Here is a 20,619-nt window from a genome sequence, read left to right on the forward strand (position 1 = left end):
GAGCGGGGCGCACTTCGGCGCCCCACTCTCACGGGATCATTTGAATTCGACGGGGAAACCGATGGCCGGGGTAGGCAGGTCCACACCAAACCATTGCTTGAACGATGCGGCATAAGCCGGGAACTCAACGCCGGTCATGGCTTCATGCAGGGTGGTGTTGACGAAGTTCAGCCAGTCCTGGTCGCCGCGCTTGACCGCGCAGGCATAGGTCTGCGGACTCCAGGCGTAGGCCGGGCTGCGGTAACGGCCAGGGTTCTGCACCATCAGGTACTTCACCGAAGACTGGTCGGTGGCTGCCGCGTCGGCGCGGCCGGAGTTCACGGCCTGGTACATCAGGTCCACGCTGTCGTACTGATCGACCTTGGCCTTGGGCAATGCCTGGTGCACCAGTTCTTCGGCATAGACGTTTTGCAGCACCGCCACGGTGAGACTGTCACCGGCGGCCTGCATGTCATCGATTTCCTGGTACTTGCTGTTCGCCGGCAGCAGCAGGCCGACACCTTCGCGGTAGTACGGCAGCGTGAACGCCACTTGCTGGGCGCGGCTGGCGGTCACGGTGATGAACTGGCAGCTGATGTCGACCTTGTCGGTCAGCAGGTTGGGAATCCGCGCATCGGACGACTGCACCACGTACTCGACCTTGGTCGGGTCGTTGAACAAACCCTTGGCGATCATGTGTCCGATATCGATATCGAACCCCTGCAACTTGCCGTCCGCGCCCTGGAAATGCCACGGCGCGTTGGTGCTGCCGGTACCTACAATCAATTTGCCACGGGCCAGAACGCTATCGAGCTTGCTGTCCGCCGCCTGGGCCACGCCCACGGCAGCGGCGGTAGCCGCGAATAGAAAAACACACGCTTTGAACAAGGAAGGACGGCGATGCATGGCAAGCACTCCAGGGTGATGTTTATTCCGCTATACCGGAACATGGTATGTAACAACGGAATAGACAGCAGAAAGTGTGCCATAGGATGTGGAGGGAATGTGAGGGAGATTGAAATTTGTTTTGAATCAGGGGGATGCGTACAAACAGGAAAAAACGTTACCAAACGCACGGGCAGACTGGCGCTACCGTTGGCTACAGGGGACGGGTATCAGATTCTCAATTGGGTGCACTTGAACCCATTCGAAGCAAAACCCGCGACTCAGAGCCGCATCATTGGACAACCGCCCGTCCGACTGCTTTATTGTATGTCCAAGAAATTACCGGTTTTAGCAGCCGCGACGTATTCGGCGTGTGCGGTCCCAGGAGGGTTGATGTCATTTAAAGTCATGATGGTTTTCGGCACGCGTCCGGAGGCCATCAAGATGGCCCCCCTGGCTCGAGTCCTGCGCAATTGGCCGGGTATCACCCTGAACATCTGCTCCACCGGCCAGCATCGGGAAATGCTCAAGCAGGTCCTCGACTCGTTCGAACTGACGGTCGATGAAGACTTGCAGGTGATGACCCAGGGACAGACCCTCAATGGTCTCTCCGAACAATTGCTGGGGCATCTCGACAAAGCCTACGAGCGGGTGCATCCGGATATCGTGCTGGTACACGGCGACACCACCACCAGCTTCATTGCCGCCCTCGCCGCCTTCAATCGCCAGATACCCATCGGCCACGTCGAAGCCGGCTTGCGTACCGGCAACTTGCGCGCACCCTGGCCGGAGGAAGCCAACCGACACCTGACCGGTGTCATCGCCGACCTGCATTTCGCGCCGACCCTCATCAACCAGGACAATCTGCTGCGCGAAGGTGTGTCCAAGGCCAACATCGAGATCACCGGTAACACGGTGATCGACGCACTGGTATGGATGCGCAAACACCAACAGGAAGTCCATTGGCACCCTGCCGCCGATTCGCCGCTGGCCGTGCTCGACGACAACCGGCGCATGGTGCTGATCACCGGGCATCGCCGGGAGAACTTCGGCGGCGGTTTTCGCAACATCTGCCAGGCCCTGGCCACCCTCGCCGAACGTTATCCCGATGTGCAATTCGTCTACCCGGTGCACCTCAATCCGCAGGTGCAAAAGGCGGTCTACAGCGTTCTCTCGGACAAACCCAATATCTATCTGGTGGCGCCGCAGGATTACCAGCACTTCGTCTGGCTGATGGACCGCGCATATTTCATTCTCACCGATTCCGGTGGCATCCAGGAGGAAGCCCCGGCCATTGGCAAGCCGTTGTTGGTACTGCGCGATGTCACGGAGCGGCCATCGGCGCTCGAAGGCGGAACGGTGGTGCTGGTGGGCACTGACACCGACCGCATCGTCAATGAATCGAGCCTGCTGTTCGATGATGAAGCCACCTTTGAGCGCATGAGCCGGGTCCACAGTCCGTATGGCGACGGACACGCCAGCGAACGCATCGCCAACCGCCTCGGCATCTGGCTGAAACACCGTACGGCTGGTAAAGCCGTATGAGCCTGGTGTTTGTCGACTTCTTTGCCTATGTGTTGTTCGGACTCAAATACCTCGCAATTACCCTGGCCCTGCTGATGTTCATACTCGGGCTCGATGACCTGTTCATCGACCTCGTGTACTGGAGCCGCAAACTGATCCGGCGCTGGCGGATCTATGAAAAATTCGACCGTGCCGATGAGCAACGGCTGTACTCCATCAGCGAAAAACCCCTGGCGATCATGGTGCCTGCGTGGAACGAAGTCGGCGTGGTCGGCGAAATGGCGCGCCTGGCCGCCTCGACCATCGACTACGAGAACTATCAGATTTTCGTCGGCACCTACCCCAACGACGCCGAGACCCAGGCCGACGTCGATGCGGTGTGCCGGCATTATCCCAACGTGCACAAAGTGGTGTGTGCCCGCCCCGGCCCGACCAGCAAGGCTGACTGCCTGAACAACGTGATCGACGCCATCCTGCGTTTTGAAAACGATGCAAAGATCCAGTTCGCCGGCTTCATCCTGCACGATGCCGAGGACGTGATTTCGCCCATGGAGTTGCGTCTGTTCAACTACCTGCTGCCGGCCAAGGACCTGATCCAGATTCCGGTCTATCCCTACGCGCCGGAATGGAATGGCTTCACCGCCGGGCACTACGTCGACGAGTTCGCCGAGAACCATGGCAAGGACGTCATCGTGCGTGAAGCACTGACCGGGCAAGTGCCCAGCGCCGGGGTCGGCACCTGCTTCAGCCGTAAAGCCATCAGTGCCCTGCTCGAGGACGGTGACGGTATCGCCTTCGACGTGCAGAGCCTGACCGAAGACTACGACATCGGTTTCCGCCTCAAGCAAAAAGGCATGAAGTGCATCTTTGCCCGCTATTCGGTGACCGATCCGAAACTGGCACTGGAGCAACCCTGGGCGTTCGGCATGGACCGCGCATTTTCCCAGGTGATCTGCGTGCGCGAGCACTTTCCCCGAGACTTGCAGTACGCGATCCGGCAGAAGTCGCGCTGGATCGTCGGCATTGTGTTCCAGGGCACCAAGAATCTTGGCTGGAGCAGCAAAGGCATGCTCAATTATTTTCTTTGGCGCGACCGCCGTGGCCTGATTGCGTACCTGTTGAGCTTCCTGGTGAACATACTGCTGGTGGTGTTGCTGGCGATGTGGCTGGTCACCGTGATCGCACCGAATGCCTGGCGGTTCCCGTCGATCCTCTCTGACAGCACGTTATTGGCGGGCCTGCTGTGGCTCAATGGTTTCATGCTGCTCAATCGGCTATTCCAGCGCGGTTGGTTTGTCACCCGCTTTTACGGACTGGGCGAAGGACTGCTGTCGGCCCCCCGGATGGTGTGGAGCAATTTCGTCAATTTCTTCGCCAACCTTCGGGCGTTGCGCCAGGTGATGGAAATGGGCGATTCGCGTCGCGTCGCCTGGGACAAGACCACTCATGAGTTTCCGGCCCTGGCCGAGGCCCAGCGCACCCCGCTGGGCCATCGCCTGGTGGAAAAAGGTCTGCTCTCTGAAGATCAACTCGAAGCCGCGATCACCAACCCGGTACGCCGACGCCTGGGTCAGGAGCTGCTGCTGCGCGGGCACATCGACACCACGCAACTGGTACAGGCCCTGGCCGAACAAATGGACCTGGAATGGGCGCCACTCAATCCGTTCAAGCTCGACAAGCGCCTGATCGACGCCGTTCCACGCAAAATCGCCACACACTACGGCGTGCTGCCGGTCGGCGAGGAAAACGAAACCCTGGTGCTGGCCTCCGAAGGTCCGGTGAGCCAGGTGTCCCTGGGAGCCATCAGCCGCCAACTGAAACGCAAGGTGCGTTGCCGCCTTGCCCCACAAGGCCGGGTGACGCTGGGGATCCGCTACTGGTACGCCAGCCCTCGTCAAACCGAGGAAGTACATCAAATGCTTGAGGTGCTTGAGAAAAATCAGGACGACGAAGACCTGATCGAGCGCGTCAGCCATCACCAGGTGTTGCTGGGCAATCTGTTGCAAGTACGCGGCATGGTGCCGCCTACCCTGTTCAATCAGGCGCTGATCGATTTCGATGCGGAAAAAATGTCTCTAGGTGAACACTTGATTGAACGCGGCATGATCACACAGGAAATCCTCGAACAGGCCTTGGTCGATCAGGCGAGCGAGCAGCACGCTGCCTACTGCATTGCCCGGGAGGCCGCATGAAGCCTGTCCATCGTCAGACCTTGATGGCCGGTAGCCTGTTGCTCTGCCTGAACACGACGGCGTGGGTGCAAGCCGAACCCTTGACCGATTTCGATCAGTTCCGCAGTTATCCCTATATGGACCGCAGTTACCGCGAAGCGAAAAACGGCAACTGGAAGGAAGTCGAACGGCTGATGTGTCACCTGCTGGGCCAAGTGCCAGGAAACGATGAAGCACGGGCACTGCTGGTGCAATCGCTGGTCAAGCAGCAACGCTACGAAGACGCCGTGCAAGCGCTGCAGGATACCCCGGCCAACAGCGAAGCCCTGCTTAACCTGCGCCTGGCCTGGATCGAACAGGATCCGCCGGACAGAAAACAGGTGGAGCAATGGATAGCCTCCAGCAATCTGGAGCATCGCGTGCGCCTGTGGCAGGCCTACAGCGCGAGCCTGGCCAAGCGCGGTGGCGCTGCCTCGGCCCATGACTGGCTGGCGCAACTGCCACCCAAGGGTGATGAGCAAGCGCTGCAACAGGCCCGGGCCAACTGGTCCGAGCAATTGCGCGATTGGGATGGCACCATCAAGGAGCTGGCGCCCCTGGCCGCGAAACAACAACTCGACGCCCAAAGCTGGCAGCGCCTGGCCAACGCCTACGTGCAACGCCTCGACGAGCAACCCTTGCAGCAATTGCTGCAAACAGCGCCCAGCCCCGAGGCGGCGCGCAAGGCTCGACTGGCCATGGTCGACCGGGCGATCGCCATGGGCCACATCCAGTTGGCGCAGCGCTGGATGCAATCGCTGCCGCCTGCCGATCTTGCCGATCCGGCGCAACGCCAGCGTCTGTGGGAACTGGCCCGGCAAACCGGCGACAGCGCCACGGTACAACGCCTGAGCGGTGAGTTGCAGCGGCCCTGCCTTGAGACCGCCGACTGGCTGTCGCGTCGTGATCCGCAAGCGGCGCTGACCCAGTTGAAAGGTTGCCAACCCGAAGAAAATCCGCAGGCCTGGCTGGTACTCGCCCAGCGCCTGCAAGCCACCGACCTGCTGCAAACGACCCATCTGCCGGAACCCTGGGACACGCGACGCCGCGAACAGCTGCTCGACGTCTGGCAGGTTGAAGGCCGTAGCGACAAAGTCATGGCCTACCTCGCCAGCCAGCCGCAGACCGCCGACGTGGTCAAACGTCGCGCTGAACTGCTCCAGGCATCGGATCACGATACCGAAGCGGCGACCTTCTGGGAGCGGCATTACCAGCAGACCGGCAACCTCAACTCGCTGAATCAGGCGACCTACCTGGCACTGAAAGCCGGCCAGCGGGAGCATGCGCAACAGTTGATCGAGAGCGCCTTCGACCGCCACGGCGGCAAGCTGCCGACGCCCCTGCTGCAACGTTTGGCAGGGTTGTATGCCGCATCGACACCGACCGCGGCACAACAACAACGCATCGTTTCATTGCTCAACCGCGTCGACTCCGCCACTCGCGGGCAACTGCTGGCGCAACTGGCGGAAAACGGCCAGTGCAGCGCGGTTCAACAGACGATTGGCGATCACCCGCAAGTCGCAGGCGACTACCGCGCCCTCGGCCGCTGTGCAATGCCCGAGCGCCCCGGCGAAGCGGTGGTGTACTACCAGACCACGGAAAAAATGGGGGACCGTAACAGTCGCCTGCCACTCGCCTACGCCATGGAAGCCTCCGGAGACTCGGCGGGTGCCCTGGCCATCTGGCGCAGCATTCCGGACGCTGAACTCAGCGACAATGCCCGCCTAACTGCCAGCCGCGGCGCCCTGAATATCGGCGACACGCAAACGGCCGAACGCTACTGGCAACTAAGCCGCACCCGTGGCGCCAATGAGTGGACGTTGGGCGCGGCGATTGCCGATGCCCGGGGCGATCACGCGCTCGCGCTGCAACGCCAGCGTTCCGCCCTGCAGTTGGTACCGGATGCCGAGCATTACTATGCGGCTTCGGTCACGGCACAAAAGGCCGGCGACCTGCAGCAAAGTAACGAATGGCTTGCCGAAGTGGTGCGCCGAGAACCGGACAATCCCCGTTATCGTGCCGACTACGGCGTGCGCCTGGCCGGCGCCGAGACCAAGGCAGAACGCGCCCGCTCCATCCCGTATTTGCAACGCGCCACCCAGGATTTCCCGGAAGACTATCGTCTCGGCGAAACACTGGCCTGGCGTTACGACGAGGTCGAGGACAGCGCCTCGGCGCGCAAGGAACTGGAACGCGTGATCGACCTGGAGCAGAACCCGGTGGCCGCCGATGACGAGGAAGGCAGCATGGAGGCACGGCGCTATCGCCAGCGTCGCGCTCACGAAAGCCTGTCCCGTCGCGACTCGGTCACCATCGCCAGCACCTGGTCGCCGGCCGGGATATCGACCAACGACTTCGTGCGCCCTGACCAGAGCACCGGCACGCAGCGACGCTCCAGCTCGCAGAACGTGCAACTGGCCATGTGGGACCACGCATTGGGCGATGAACCCAGTCGCGCAGGCAGTTCGCTGTCGGTCTATGGCCGTGTATTGCTTGGCGGCGTGGGCAGGTCGAGCTATGCCGAATCCCTCGGCACCGGCGTCGGCCTGCGCTACAAGCCCTGGGGCACCGCCAACATCAACTTCTACGGTGAGATCTACAAGCAAAGCCAGTTCGATGATCAGGACAATCACGGCTTGAGCCTGGGCCAGATGCTGATCCCCGAGAAGCTCTCCGATCAAGTCAACGACCATCGTGACGATGGACACACCACCACCGACTACCTGCTGCGGTCAACGGCGTCGTTCCTTGATCAGGGTCGATTCCGCAACGATTGGCGGGTCGATGAAAGCGATTGGGAGGAGCGCTTCCTCTACCTCGACGCGGCGTGGTGGACCAAGGCCGGCGACCATCAATGGCTGTCGCGCTTCCAGCAAGGTCACACCTGGAAGCTGCCGTTCAACGGCGCGCAAACGATCATGCCGTACGGTTTCCTCGAATTCGCCAGCCAGGACCCGAGCAACGACTGGCGCCAGGATCTGCGCACCGGTCTGGGCCTGCGTTGGCAATGGTGGTTCAACGATGACATTTACAACGCCTATCGCGCGCACCTGACGGTGCGCACCGAGTATCAACAAGCGTTGGGCGGCAATCTGTATGACGGCGGCAACGGCGTGCTGGTGGGCGTGGAGTTGAATTTCTGATGAAGCGACTTCTTTTGGCTTTGTGCCTGTTGCTGGGCGCCACGGCGCCCCATGCCGACGAACGGATTTTCTATCAGCCGCTCAATGTTGATGCCAACCTGAGCCAGGCGCAATGGCAGCGGATCTGGCAGGACAGCGCCCGCCAAGGCGTGCACACGGTGATCGTACAGTGGACGGCCTACGGCGACTCGGACTTCGGCGGCGCCGACGGCTGGCTCGCCGCAAGCCTGAAACAGGCCCAGGCCCAGGGCCTGAAGCTGGTGCTGGGCCTGTACATGGACCCGGCCTATTACCAGCGCATCAATGAGCTGGACAGTGCCGGGCTGGCAACCTACTGGCAGACGCAACTGGGGCAGTCGCTGGCCCGGCAGCAAAAGCTGCGCAAGGACTGGAAACTCCCGGTCAGCGGCTGGTATCTGCCCATGGAGCTGGATGACCTACACTTTCTACCACTGGATCGCCGGCAACGGTTGCAACGCCAGCTCAAGGACTTTTCCGCCAAGCTCGACGCGCCGTTGCACATCAGTGTGTTCAACGTCGGCAAACTCGCGCCGCAAGTGAATGGCCAATGGCTGGGGGACTTGGCGAACGCCGGAATCCAGGTGTGGTGGCAGGACGGCGCCGGCACTGGTCGCTTGCCACCATTGATTCGCAATGGCTACGCCAATGCACTGCCCTGCTCCATCGGTATCGTCAGGGAAGCCTTCCGGCAAGTCAGCGCTGCCGGGCAACCCTTCCGTGCCGAAGCGATGGCCCCGCAAACTTCTTCGCCGGGTTGCCATCCGACGTCGGTTTTCTCCCTGCGCTACCGACCCTGGGGCAAGGTGATTCTCGACAACCAGCACAACGGCAAGGTCGGCGATGTACAAAACCATTGAAGACGACGTGTTGAAAAAATCGGTGCCAGCTGAGCTTAAGGCCGAGTTTCTCCAGCATGAATTCGATCGGCTACACACCTTTTGCGTACTGATCTACATCGCCAGCATCGTGGTCTGGATTACTTACGACCTGATCCTGAGCTTCATCGGCGGGCAGCCATTCACCTGGCGTTCGCTGGTGTTCTTCGGTGTCTTCACGATTCTCGTCATCATTTTGCTGCTTATCCGCGACGCCCGGCATTTCCAGAAGCTCAACCTGCTGTTTGTGCTCACCATTGCCTTCGGCACGCGGTTGCTCACCGAAGGGCTGCCCAACGATCACCAACCCGCCTGGCTGTTGCTGGCGGCTTCGACCACCCTGTTTACCGCCTCGGTATTACCGCTGAGCCGCTGGTCATTCTTTGCCGCGCAAATCATTGCCTGGTCGTTTCTCAACCCGTTCTACAACACAGGTATCGAACACATGGAGTTGAGGGGGGTGATGGCCATCAGTTACTCGGCATTCATCTGCGGCCTGACCCTCTACAGCTTCCTGACACTGCGCAAGGCCAAGCTTTACAACTTCATCATGTCCAAGCTGCTGCTGGACCAGGCCTACATCGACACGCTCACCGAAATCCCCAATCGCCGCTCGTTCATGACCCGCGCCAACCAGCAGTTGAACAAAGTGCCGCGAGAAAACGACCACTACCTGGCGATGGTCGATATCGACAATTTCAAGAAGGTCAACGACGTCTACGGCCACGACATCGGCGATGAAGTGCTCAATCGCATAGCGCAGGACATCAAGTCGGTGATGGCCCACTTCGAATACGCGCGGTTGGGTGGCGAGGAGTTCGCGATTTACCTGACCGGGGTACGTCGCGAAGACGTCGATACGCTGGCAGGTGAGTTGTGTCGGGTGGTGCGCGAGCGACCCACTCAACACCCGGTGACCATCAGCATCGGCCTGGCCCGGGTGCTCGACGGGGACACACTGAACCAGGCACTGGTCAAGGCCGATGATGCCTTGTATGAGTCAAAACATACCGGGAAGGATCGGTATACCTTTCATAGTCAGACTTGAGTTATCTGGCGTCCATTACGCCGCCATCGCGAGCAGGCTCGCTCCCACCCAGGGTGTCGTGTCCCTGGCTGACCTAGTGCTTGAATGACGTCATCACCCGCTCGGCATTTTCATCGCAGTTCATGCCCTCGGGCCGGGCCTGGATGGTGTCGATCCAGCCCAGCAACTGCGCCTTGCTGTGGGCCAGGTGCCGTTGCATCTCTTCGATCTGCTCGATTTTGCGATGCAGGCCGGCCATCAACTCATCGTGCTTGAACGCGCCCGTCACATTATCCGGCAGTAACTGCTTGAGCTCTTCCAGGCTGAAACCCGCTTGCTGCGCGCACTGGATGATTTGCAGGGTCTGCAGCGCCTGTTCCGAGTAACGCCGATAACCGTTGGCAGAGCGCTCGACCTGGCGGATCAAGCCCTGAGACTCGTAAAAACGGATCCGCGATGCGGTCAACCCGCTCAACTGCGCCAATTCACCAATCTTCATTGCGGCCTCGTTTACCTGCTTGACATTAAAGTTAACTTTAAGCTTAGCCTCTGCTCATCACTTCGAGGAGTCAAGCATGTCGCCCTTCCAAATACTGAAATTGCCCAACGGCCAGACCATCGGCAATCGTATTGCCAAAGCCGCGATGGAAGAGAACCTCGCCAACACCGATCAGGTGCCCGACCAGGCGCTGTTGCGCCTGTATCAGGCCTGGGCCGAGGGTGAGGCCGGCTTGCTGCTGACCGGCAATGTGATGATCGACAGCCGCGCCATGACCGGCCCCGGCGGTGTAGCGCTGGAAGACGAGCGCCACCTGGAGCGTTTCCGCCAGTGGGCCAGCGTCGGCCGGGCCGGCGGTGCGCATTTCTGGGCGCAGCTCAACCATCCTGGCCGCCAGACCATGGCCAACCTCGGCCAGCAAGCGCTGGCGCCGTCGGCGGTTGCGCTGGATCTGGGTCAGTTCTCGAAGATGTTCGCCGAACCCAAGCCCATGACCGAGGACGATATCCGGGAGGTGATCCGACGCTTCGCCACCAGCGCCGCACTGGCCGAGAAAGCCGGTTTTACCGGGGTGCAGGTCCACGCCGCCCACGGCTACCTGATCAGCCAGTTCCTTTCGCCGCTCACCAATCGGCGCACCGATCAATGGGGCGGCGCCCTGGAAAATCGTGCGCGCCTGCTGTTGTCCGTTGTCGAGGCGGTTCGCCAAGCGGTGTCGCCGCAATTTTGTGTGTCGGTGAAACTCAACTCAGCGGATTTCCAGCGCGGTGGTTTCGATGCCGATGATGCACGGCAAGTGATCCAGTGGCTGAACGAACAACCGATCGACCTGCTGGAACTCTCCGGCGGCAGTTACGAAGCACCGGCCATGCAAGGCGAAGCGCGCGACGGCCGGACCCTGGCGCGGGAGGCGTACTTTCTGGAAATGGCCGGTGAACTGGCCAGCGTTGCGCGGATGCCGGTGATGGTGACCGGCGGGATCCGCCGTTTGGCGATCGTCGAACAGGTCCTCGACAGCGGCCTTGCCATGGCCGGCATCGGCACCGCGCTGGCCGTGGAGCCGCACCTGGTCAAGCACTGGCGCGAAGGCCGGGACAGTCATCCGCAACTGCCGCCGATCCGCTGGAAGCGCAAACCCCTGGCGGCGCTGGCGGGCATGGCGGTGGTCAAATTCCAGCTGCATCGCTTGAGCCGTGGGCGCAAAACCCGACCTGAAGTCTCGGCGTTGTGGGCGTTGATTCTCGACCGGTTATACATTGGCAAGCGCACCCGGCAGTATCGGCAGGCGATGGGTAAGTAATCCGGAATTGATGGTGGCTGACACGCCGCTATCGCGAGCAAGCTCGCTCCCACAGGGGTCATTCGGTGTTCACAGACGCTGTGTTCACCCGGACCAATGTGGGAGCGAGCTTGCTCGCGATGAGGTCCGTGTAGACAAAGTAAACTTCAGCCAGAAAGCAGTTCGTCAATGTGCCGATACTCGGCCTGCAACTGCGCCGCCAACACCCTGCTGCGCCCAAGCCGAATCGGCCCGCGCTCGATGTCGATCAACAGCCCCGGGCACTCCAGCACAGGCAACAACGGCCAGTCCTTCAGCCGGCCATCGGTCACCAGCAACAACCGCTGCTGCTCTGCCGGAAAACGCTTTTGCCGTGCCGCGAGCCACTGCTCCGCTTCACCCAATGCTGCCAGCAACGGCGTGCCGCCACCGGCGCCAAGGCCATCGAGCCACTGGCGCAACCCGGTCGAGGCCTTCAATCCCTGCACCTGCCACTTGGGTGCAGCACCGCTGGCTGTGAGCAGAGCCAGACGCGCACGCTGGCGATAGGCATCGTCGAACAACTGCGCCAGCAAGCCCTTGGCATCACTCAATGCCTGATGACGGCGGGTCGAAGCGGAGGCATCCACGATCACCAGCCACAGTTCATGAGGGGAGCGAGTACGCAGCTGAAACAACAGGTCGTCGCGCTGACGCGGTCGGCCATTGAGCAAAGTGCCGGGCCAGTTGACCGTGCCGCTGCGGGCTACGTGACGCTTGCCCTGTCTGCCGTGGTCCAGCCGCCCGGCTCGGGGTCTGGCATTCGCCCCCGCGTCGCAGCGAGGGCGAATGCCTAGGGCTTTTTTGGCCAGCTCGGCACTTCACGTCGTGCGCCGACCGCCAGCGTCTGGGCAGGCAACTCGCCCCACTGGCCCTGCCCTTCGCCCGGGTTGGCGTTCTGTGGCTCGGAGGATTGCGCCGCTTGGGATTGCGGAGGAACCGGTGGTGAGTGCTCGCGACGACGATGGCGCAAGGCGAACTCGGCGACGGCGTCGATATCTTCCTCGGCGATGGCGTTCGCCCCGCGCCAGGCGGCGTGCGCCCGGGCGGCACGCAGCCAGACCAGATCGGCGCGCAAGCCATCGACACCGGCGGCAAAGCAGCGTTCGGTGATGTGTGCCAACGCCTGGTCGTCGAGGGGAATGTTTGCCAGCGCATTGCGTGCGTTCTGGCAACGTTCGCGCAGAGACGCCTGCGCGGATTCCCATTCGGCGCAGAAACCTTGCGGATCGCTGTCGAAATCCAGGCGACGGCGAATGATCTGGCCGCGCTCGGCCGGCGCGGTGTGGCCACCGAGGGCGACGTTCAAGCCGAAACGGTCAAGCAATTGCGGACGCAGTTCACCCTCTTCCGGATTCATGGTGCCGATCAGCACAAACTTCGCCGAATGCCGATGGGAAATGCCGTCACGCTCCACCAGATTGGTGCCGCTGGCGGCCACATCGAGCAACAGGTCAACGAGGTGATCGGGCAACAGATTGACCTCGTCGACATAGAGCACGCCACCATCAGCCTTGGCCAGTACGCCGGGGGAAAACTGCGCGCGACCTTCGCCCAGCGCCGCGTCGAGATCAAGGGTGCCGACCAGGCGCTCCTCGGTGGCGCCCAGCGGCAAGGTGACGAACTGACCGCTGGCCAGCAGGTCCGCCAGACCGCGGGCCAGGGTCGACTTGGCCATGCCCCGTGGGCCTTCGATCAGCACGCCGCCGATTTTCGGGTCGATGGCGGTCAGGCACAGGGCCAGCTTCAAATCGTCGGCACCGACCACGGCGGAGAGCGGGAAATGCGGGGTGTCGGTCATTGTTTTATCTCGGTCATGGTCGGTGATCTCACAGGCGCCGCTATCCGTGTGGGAGCGAGCTTGCTCGCGATGGCGGAATGTCAGGCAACATTTTTGTCGACTGAGCGAATGTCATCGCGAGCAGGCTCGCTCCTACAGGGGGAACAGGTCAGCCGTCTTCTTCTATATCCAGCAAAAGATTCTCCAGCGCCTCGCGGTATTCGCCGGGGTCCTTCCACATCCCCCGCTGTTGCGCCTCAAGCATGCGCTCGGTCATGTCGCGCAAGGCATGGGGATTGTGTTCGCGAACAAAATCCCGGGTGTCCGGATCAAGCAAGTAGGCATCGGCCAACAACGCGTACTGGTGATCGTCGATCAACTGCGTGGTGGCGTCGAAGGCGAACAGGTTGTCGACCGTCGCGGCCATTTCGAACGCACCTTTGTAGCCGTGACGTTTAACGCCTTCGAGCCACTTCGGGTTGGCCGCCCGGGAGCGGATCACCCGGTTCAGCTCTTCCTTCAAGGTGCGAATCTTCGGCAGGTCCGGCTGGCTGTGGTCGCCATGATAACTGGCCGCCGCCTCGCCTTTCAGGCTTTCCACCGCTGCGAGCATACCGCCCTGGAACTGGTAGTAATCGTTGGAGTCGAGCAGATCGTGCTCGCGGTTATCCTGGTTTTGCAGCACCGCCTGTACCTGGCTCAGGCGCTGGCTGAACTGTTCGCGAGCGGCGGTGCCTTCGTCAGAACCGCCGTAAGCGTAGCCGCCCCAGTTGAGGTAAACCTCGGCCAAGTCCTCGCGGCTCTGCCACAGGCGACCGTCGATGGCGCCCTGCACTCCCGCACCGTAGGCACCGGGTTTGGCCCCGAAAATCCGCCAGCCGGCCTGGCGTCGCGCAGCGTCTTCATCGAGCCCTGACTGCAGCAAGGCTGCACGCTCGGCGCGGACCTTGGCCGCCAATGGGTTGAGGTCGTCCGGCTCATCGAGGTCGGCCACCGCTTGCACTGCCGCGTCGAACAAGCGAATCAGATTGGCAAAGGCATCACGGAAGAAACCGGACACACGCAAGGTCACGTCCACCCTCGGGCGGTCGAGCAAACTCAACGGCAGAATCTCGAAATCATCGACCCGCTGGCTGCCGGTGGCCCACACCGGACGCACGCCCATCAGCGCCATCGCCTGGGCGATGTCATCGCCGCCGGTGCGCATGGTCGCGGTGCCCCACACCGACAGGCCGAGCTGGCGCAAATGATCGCCGTGGTCTTGCAGGTGCCGTTCGAGAATCAGGTTGGCCGACTGGAAACCGATGCGCCACGCCGTGGTGGTCGGCAGGTTGCGCACGTCCACGGAATAGAAGTTGCGACCGGTGGGCAGCACGTCCAGGCGACCACGACTCGGCGCGCCGCTGGGACCGGCCGGGACGAAGCGACCGCTCAGGGCGTCGAGCAATCCGCACATTTCCGCCGGACCGCAGGCGTCCAGACGCGGAGCGACCACCTCGCGCAGGTTGTCGATGATGGCTTGCACCTCGATCCAGTCCACATCCTGTAGGAGCGAGCCTGCTCGCGATGGTGTGTCAGTTGACATCAATGTGGCTGACACACCATCGCGAGCAGGCTCGCTCCTACAGGGGCTATTCAAAGCGTCCGAAATCAACTGCGCGGCGAACAATTCCAGGCGCTCGCGGGTATCACCCGCCGTGCGCCATGTCTCATTGCTGATAAGCAAAAGTGAATCGGGACGCGGCCCGGTCCACGGCTCGGCCAGCGCACAATCCAGCGGATCGAACCCCAGCCTGAAAGCCTTGGCCAGTGCCCGCAGCAAACTCGACTGCCCGCCCCGCCCATCGCCCCGTGGAATGCGCAACAACGCCAGCAAGGTATCGATACGCAAACGCCCGGTGGGAGATTCGCCGAACACATGCAGGCCGTCGCGGATCTGCGACTCCTTCAAATCGCACAGATAGGTGTCGAGTCGCGGCAACCAGATCGCTGCGTCGGCATCACTGTCGAGTTGTTCGTCCAGTTGCAGTTCACGGTCGATGTGGGTGTCACGCACCAGTTGCAGGATGTCACGCTGCAACTCTCGGGCGCGACGCGGATCGAGCAACTGCGCTTCGTAATATTCGTCGGCCAACAGTTCGAGGTTGCGCAGCGGGCCGTAGGTTTCGGCGCGGGTCAGCGGCGGCATCAGGTGATCGATGATCACGGCCTGGGTACGCCGTTTGGCCTGGGCACCCTCGCCCGGGTCGTTGACGATGAACGGATAGATGTTCGGCAGCGGCCCGAGCAGTGCGTCCGGCCAGCAGTTTTCCGAAAGTCCCACGCCTTTGCCCGGCAGCCATTCGAGGTTGCCGTGCTTGCCGACGTGGATCACACCGTGGGCGCCGTAGGTGTTGCGCAGCCAGAAGTAGAACGCCAGGTAGCCGTGGGGCGGCACCAGGTCCGGGTCGTGATACACCGAGCTCGGGTCGACCTGATAACCCCTGGCCGGCTGAATGCCGACGAAGGTCAGGCCAAAACGCAGGCCAGCGATCATCATCCGTCCGCTGCGGCACATCGGGTCGCTTTCCGGCGCACCCCAACGTTCGAGCACCGCCGCACGGTTGGCTTCGGGCAGTGCGTTGAACATCACCAGATAATCATCCATGCCCAGGCTTTGCTGGCACGGACGCAGGTCGAGGGTCTCGAGGTCGTTGCTGACGCCGCCCAGTAACTGCTGGATCAATGCGGTGCCGCTGTCCGGCAACTCAGCCGGCAATGGATAACCTTCGGCATGCAGCGCCCGCAGGATATTCAGCGCAGCCGCCGGGGTATCGAGGCCAACGCCGTTGCCGATGCGACCGTCGCGCGTCGGGTAATTGGCGAGAATCAAGGCAATGCGTTTTTCCGCATTGGGCACCCGCGCCAGTTCGACCCAACGCCGCGCCAGTTCGGCAACGAAATCCATGCGTTCCGGTTGTGGCCGGTAGCAGACCACATCCGACTGACTGCGCTCACTGCGCCACGCCAGGTCCTTGAAACTGATCGGGCGGCTGATGATGCGTCCGTCCAGCTCCGGCAAGGCGATGTGCATCGCCAGGTCTCGGGGGCCAAGCCCCTGTTCGCTGGCGCGCCAGCCGGGTTCGTTGTCTTGGGCGCAAATGGCCTGGATCACCGGAATATTGCGGCGAAACGGGCGCAGATGCGGTGCTTCTGGACTGGATTGGGCGAAGCCGGTGGTGTTCAAAATCACCGAGACGCTGCCCTCATCCAGCCAGTCCTCGACCACGCAAAGACAACCGGGCTCCTTCAGGCTGGCCAGCGCTATCGGCAACGGATTCAACCCCGCAGCCTGCAAGCGCTGGCAAAAAACATCAATGAACGCGGTGTTCGCCGCCTGCAAATGCGAGCGGTAGAACAGCACCGCCGCCACCGGTTGATCGGCGTGCCAGTCGGCCTGCCAGTCGCTCAGTGCAGCGGAGTGTTTGTGCGGATGGTAAATCGCCGTGCGTGGCAGGGTTTGCGGCTCGCCCCAGGTGTAATCACGGGCCAGCCAGCGGTTGGCCAGGCAGCGGAAGAAATCGAGGGCGTTGCCCATACCGCCCTGGCGCAGAAACTGCCAGAGACGGTCGCGATCCTCGGCGCCGACGGTGCTCAGGTCACTGAGCTCCGGGTCCGGGCGATCATCACCCGGCACCAGAATCACCTGCACGCCGCGCTGAGACAGTTCGACCAGGCGCTCGATGCCGTAACGCCAATAGGCGATGCCGCCGTGCAGCGAAATCAGGATCACCTTGGCGTGACGCAGCACTTCATCGACGTACAAGTCGACCGAGGCATGGTTCTGCACCTGCATCGGGTTGGCCAGGCGCACGCTCGGGTAATCGTCGGGCAACTGCTGCGCCGCTTCGGCGAGCAGTGCCAGGCTGGAATCGCCGCTGCACAGGACCACCAGTTCGGCGGGGGTTTGTCCAAGGTCGGCAATGTTGTCATCCGACACGAAACCGCCGGGCTGGGTCCTGAGCAGGTGCATGGCTTACACGCTGAGCGCGGCGCGCAATTGCGCTTCGAGAACAGTGGCGTCCAGTTCCTGGCCGATCAGCACCAGACGGGTGACTCGTGCTTCTTCAGCGCCCCACTGGCGGTCGAAATGCTTGTCGAAACGCGTGCCCACGCCCTGGATCAGCAGGCGCATCGGTTTGTTCGGGATCGCCGCAAAACCCTTGACCCGCAGGATGCCGTGTTGGACCACCAGTTGGGTCAGCGCGTCCAGCAGCAGGCTTTCGTCGGCTTGCGGCAGCTCGATGGAGATCGAGTCGAAGGCGTCGTGATCGTGGTCATCATGATCGTCGTCGCCATCGTGATGGTGGTCGTGGTGGCTGTGACGGCTGTCGATGTGTTCTTCGGAGCCGGCCCCCAGGCCGATCAGCACGTCCAGCGGCAGGCGACCGCTGCTGGCTTCGACGATTTTCACCGCTGGTGGCAATTCCTCGGCGACTTCCATGCGCACACGGGCCAAGTCCGCCGGGTTGATCAGGTCGGTTTTGTTGAGGATCACCAGATCAGCGCTGGCCAGTTGGTCGGCGAACAGTTCGTGCAGCGGCGATTCGTGGTCCAGGTTCGGGTCGAGTTTGCGCTGGGCGTCGACCTGATCCGGGAACGCGGCGAAGGTGCCGGCGGCCACGGCCGGGCTGTCGACCACGGTGATCACCGCATCCACCGTGCAGGCACTGCGGATTTCCGGCCACTGGAAGGCCTGCACCAGCGGCTTGGGCAGGGCCAGACCGGAAGTTTCGATCAGAATGTGGTCAAGATCACCGCGACGGGCCACCAGTTCGCGCATCACCGGGAAGAATTCTTCCTGGACGGTGCAGCACAGGCAGCCGTTTGCCAGCTCATAGACACGGCCGTTGGCTTCTTCTTCGGTGCAACCGATGGAGCACTGCTTGAGGATTTCGCCATCGATGCCCAACTCACCAAATTCGTTGACGATCACCGCGATGCGGCGACCCTGGGCGTTGTCGAGCATGTGCCGCAACAGCGTGGTCTTGCCCGAGCCGAGAAAGCCGGTGACGATGGTGACGGGGAGTTTGGCCAGTGTTTTCATCGGATGCCCTATGGCTAATGTGGCGGGCATACGGGACGACGACCGGCAACGCGGACGCGCGTGCCTGAAGAGTTCGCCACCGGATCACCCCGCCCGGTTGAAATTGAGAATCTGTGACGAGGCAGGTCTCCTGGCTGACGGTGTGCCGGCCTTGAGCCTGGCATTCGCTGCGCCTTCCCGCCGGCCTCATGGATTGAGCCTGCAGTGGCGTGGCAACGAACATCACCGTTCACAGTTGCGGGGGCAGCCGCGGCATCGACCGCGTTCCCTTCTTAGCTTCGGCAAACACCGAAGAACCTCGAAAGCGCAAGGCTACGCATGGTATTGGGGCGGGTCAATGTTCATGCTGAGAATGCGATCACTTGTGGCGAGGGGGCTTGCCCCCGTTCGGCGGCGCAGCCGTCGCAAGACCTGAGTGCAGGATTTATCAGTAAGATTGCCGGGGGCCGCTTCGCAGCCCAACGGGGGCAAGCCCCCTCGCCACAATGTGCTGTGCGAACCTTAAATGCGAACCCTTGCCAATTGACGCCCAACCCCCGCCCATGCTCTCCTACACACCTTGTTACGGGTGCCCTTCACAGGGTGAAACGGGAAACCGGTGAATCATGTGCTTTACTCTTAAGCCATGTCAGTCCGGTGCTGCCCCCGCAACGGTAAGCGAGCGAAGCATCAGATCCACTGTGCCACTACGGCATGGGAAGGTGATGTTTTCAGGTTCAGGCCCAAGCCTTTACCCCTCGTGAGCCCGGAGACCGGCCCGCAACACAAAGTGACCAGTACGATCACTGAACCAACAAACCCGCGGTGGGCGGGCGCTGTTTGAAACCTTGCGCGCCTGGTCGTGCGGGTTTTTGCATGCGCTCTTATTCCCCGCTGACAGACCAGAGGGAAACGCCATGTCGATCATCAGCAGCGCCGAACACACAGCCGCGAGCACCACCTCAACCCTGACTCAACGTCTGACCGCCGCCGTCTGCGCGTCGATTCTGGGCGCCTGCCTTGTTTATTTCGCCGGTTTCTCGCACATCGAAGCGGTGCACAACGCCGCCCACGATACCCGCCACAGCTCCGCGTTCCCGTGCCATTGAGAGCTGTCGACATGATCAAGCGTATTGCGCAAACCGCAGGTTTCACCGGGCTGCTGGCCGCCCTGTTGCTGACCCTGCTGCAAAGCTTCTGGGTCGCTCCGCTGATTTTGCAGGCCGAGACCTACGAAAAATCCGAACCGGCCGCTGTTGAAATGCATGAGCACGCCGACGGTGCGATGGCTGCCCACACTCACGATGCCGAGGCCTGGGAGCCGGAAGACGGCTGGCAGCGCGTGCTGTCGACCACCGGCGGTAACCTGGTGGTGGCCGTCGGTTTCGCCCTGATGCTGGCCGGCCTGTACACCTTGCGTGCGCCGACCAAAACCTCCCAGGGCCTGCTCTGGGGCCTGGCCGGTTACGCGACCTTCGTGCTCGCGCCGACCCTCGGCCTGCCTCCTGAATTGCCTGGCACTGCCGCCGCCGACCTGGCACAGCGGCAACTGTGGTGGATCGGTACGGCCGCCTCCACTGCCGTCGGTATCGCCCTGATCGTATTCAGCCGTCACTGGCTGATGAAAGTCCTCGGTGTGGCAATCCTTGCCGTTCCCCATGTGATTGGCGCGCCGCAACCGGAAGTGCATTCGATGCTCGCTCCGGAGGCGCTGGAAGCCCAGTTCAAAATCGCTTCGCAACTGACCAACGTGGCGTTCTGGCTGGCCCTGGGCCTGATCAGCGCCTGGTTGTTCCGTCGCAAAAGCGATGGTCAATACCACGCATGACTGACGTCAGCACAGCGCCGACCCTGGTGGTCGGCCTGGGCTGCCAACGGGGCTGCCCCGTCAGCACGTTGCTGGCGCTGCTCGATCAGGCGCTGGAGGCACACCAGATTGCTCGCCATGAAATCAAGGCGCTGGCCAGCATCGATTCGAAGCGCGACGAACCTGCGTTAATCGAACTGGCTCAGCAGCTTGGCCTGGAAATGATGTATTTCAGCAGTGAACAACTGGCCGCTTATGAACCGCAACTCAGTCATCAATCGCAGATAGCGTTTGAACGCACCGGTTGCTACGGCGTGGCGGAAAGCGCCGCACTGGCCCTGGCGGAACAACTGGCCCAGGCTCCGGCAAAACTGCTGATTCCACGACAAAAATACGCCCAGGCAACCCTGGCATTGGCTGGCGCTGCGTAAAAAACCGATAATCCCCGCCTTCGATCATGAACATTCTTCATCTGAAGCCCTGTTC

At 61.9% G+C, this 20,619-nt stretch carries 15 protein-coding genes and 2 riboswitches; of the genes, 9 read left to right on the forward strand and 6 right to left on the reverse strand.

Annotated elements, in window-relative coordinates; genetic code table 11:
* Positions 1-36: 36 nt before the first annotated feature.
* Positions 37-885 carry a transporter substrate-binding domain-containing protein gene (locus tag AABM52_RS16660; protein WP_347906929.1) on the reverse strand — a complete coding sequence of 283 codons (849 nt, stop codon included), beginning with the start codon at positions 883-885 and terminating at the stop codon, positions 37-39.
* A gap of 372 nt (positions 886-1,257) precedes the next feature.
* Here AABM52_RS16660 and wecB point away from each other — a divergent pair, with 372 nt between their 5' ends.
* Genes wecB through AABM52_RS16685 form a run of 5 tightly spaced genes read left to right on the forward strand, consistent with a single transcriptional unit; the run spans position 1,258 to position 9,685 of the window.
* Positions 1,258-2,409, forward strand: a complete 1,152-nt coding sequence (gene wecB, locus AABM52_RS16665) for a non-hydrolyzing UDP-N-acetylglucosamine 2-epimerase (RefSeq protein WP_347906930.1) — start codon at positions 1,258-1,260, stop codon at positions 2,407-2,409.
* Positions 2,406-4,580, forward strand: a complete 2,175-nt coding sequence (nrfB, locus tag AABM52_RS16670) for a cyclic di-3',5'-guanylate-activated glycosyltransferase NrfB (RefSeq protein WP_347906932.1) — start codon at positions 2,406-2,408, stop codon at positions 4,578-4,580. Before wecB ends, nrfB begins: the two co-directional genes overlap by 4 nt.
* Positions 4,577-7,741: a phage receptor gene (locus AABM52_RS16675; RefSeq protein ID WP_347906934.1), complete on the forward strand. Its 3,165-nt coding sequence runs from the start codon at positions 4,577-4,579 to the stop codon at positions 7,739-7,741. Before nrfB ends, AABM52_RS16675 begins: the two co-directional genes overlap by 4 nt.
* Complete coding sequence (locus AABM52_RS16680; protein WP_347906935.1) at positions 7,741-8,619, forward strand: DUF4434 family protein; 879 nt, start codon at positions 7,741-7,743, stop codon at positions 8,617-8,619. Before AABM52_RS16675 ends, AABM52_RS16680 begins: the two co-directional genes overlap by 1 nt.
* Positions 8,603-9,685, forward strand: coding sequence for a GGDEF domain-containing protein (locus AABM52_RS16685; RefSeq protein ID WP_347906937.1), 1,083 nt, complete (start codon positions 8,603-8,605; stop codon positions 9,683-9,685). The genes AABM52_RS16680 and AABM52_RS16685 overlap by 17 nt, the downstream gene beginning before the upstream one ends.
* A gap of 73 nt (positions 9,686-9,758) precedes the next feature.
* Here AABM52_RS16685 and AABM52_RS16690 read toward each other — a convergent pair whose 3' ends face one another.
* Complete coding sequence (locus AABM52_RS16690; protein ID WP_347906939.1) at positions 9,759-10,163, reverse strand: MerR family transcriptional regulator; 405 nt, start codon at positions 10,161-10,163, stop codon at positions 9,759-9,761.
* Between the two features lie 76 nt (positions 10,164-10,239).
* Here AABM52_RS16690 and AABM52_RS16695 point away from each other — a divergent pair, with 76 nt between their 5' ends.
* On the forward strand, positions 10,240-11,463 hold the full coding sequence (locus AABM52_RS16695) for an NADH:flavin oxidoreductase/NADH oxidase family protein (RefSeq protein ID WP_347906940.1): 1,224 nt from the start codon (positions 10,240-10,242) through the stop codon (positions 11,461-11,463).
* 146 nt (positions 11,464-11,609) lie between these two features.
* Here the strand turns inward: AABM52_RS16695 and AABM52_RS16700 are convergent, their stop codons facing one another.
* The 4 genes from AABM52_RS16700 to cobW form a co-directional block, all read right to left on the reverse strand.
* Entirely contained in the window at positions 11,610-12,155 is a 546-nt protein-coding gene (locus AABM52_RS16700) for a VWA domain-containing protein (RefSeq protein WP_347906943.1), read from the reverse strand.
* Between the two features lie 119 nt (positions 12,156-12,274).
* Complete coding sequence (locus AABM52_RS16705; protein WP_347906945.1) at positions 12,275-13,282, reverse strand: AAA family ATPase; 1,008 nt, start codon at positions 13,280-13,282, stop codon at positions 12,275-12,277.
* A gap of 148 nt (positions 13,283-13,430) precedes the next feature.
* Positions 13,431-17,273, reverse strand: a complete 3,843-nt coding sequence (cobN, locus tag AABM52_RS16710; protein WP_347906947.1) for a cobaltochelatase subunit CobN — start codon at positions 17,271-17,273, stop codon at positions 13,431-13,433.
* Positions 17,274-17,276: 3 nt separating this feature from the next.
* On the reverse strand, positions 17,277-18,347 hold the full coding sequence (gene cobW, locus AABM52_RS16715) for a cobalamin biosynthesis protein CobW (RefSeq protein WP_347906949.1): 1,071 nt from the start codon (positions 18,345-18,347) through the stop codon (positions 17,277-17,279).
* 102 nt (positions 18,348-18,449) lie between these two features.
* Positions 18,450-18,663: riboswitch (cobalamin riboswitch) on the reverse strand.
* 233 nt (positions 18,664-18,896) lie between these two features.
* Positions 18,897-19,123: riboswitch (cobalamin riboswitch) on the forward strand.
* Positions 19,124-19,243: 120 nt separating this feature from the next.
* Here cobW and AABM52_RS16720 point away from each other — a divergent pair.
* Genes AABM52_RS16720 through AABM52_RS16730 form a run of 3 tightly spaced genes read left to right on the forward strand, consistent with a single transcriptional unit; the run spans position 19,244 to position 20,564 of the window.
* Positions 19,244-19,435 carry a CbtB-domain containing protein gene (locus AABM52_RS16720; RefSeq protein WP_095941889.1) on the forward strand — a complete coding sequence of 64 codons (192 nt, stop codon included), beginning with the start codon at positions 19,244-19,246 and terminating at the stop codon, positions 19,433-19,435.
* Between the two features lie 11 nt (positions 19,436-19,446).
* Entirely contained in the window at positions 19,447-20,154 is a 708-nt protein-coding gene (locus tag AABM52_RS16725; protein WP_347906952.1) for a CbtA family protein, read from the forward strand.
* Positions 20,151-20,564, forward strand: a complete 414-nt coding sequence (locus AABM52_RS16730) for a cobalamin biosynthesis protein (RefSeq protein ID WP_347906953.1) — start codon at positions 20,151-20,153, stop codon at positions 20,562-20,564. Before AABM52_RS16725 ends, AABM52_RS16730 begins: the two co-directional genes overlap by 4 nt.
* Positions 20,565-20,619: the final 55 nt, after the last annotated feature.

The organism is Pseudomonas grandcourensis, assembly GCF_039909015.1.
GTDB classification, from domain to species: Bacteria; Pseudomonadota; Gammaproteobacteria; order Pseudomonadales; family Pseudomonadaceae; genus Aquipseudomonas; species Aquipseudomonas grandcourensis.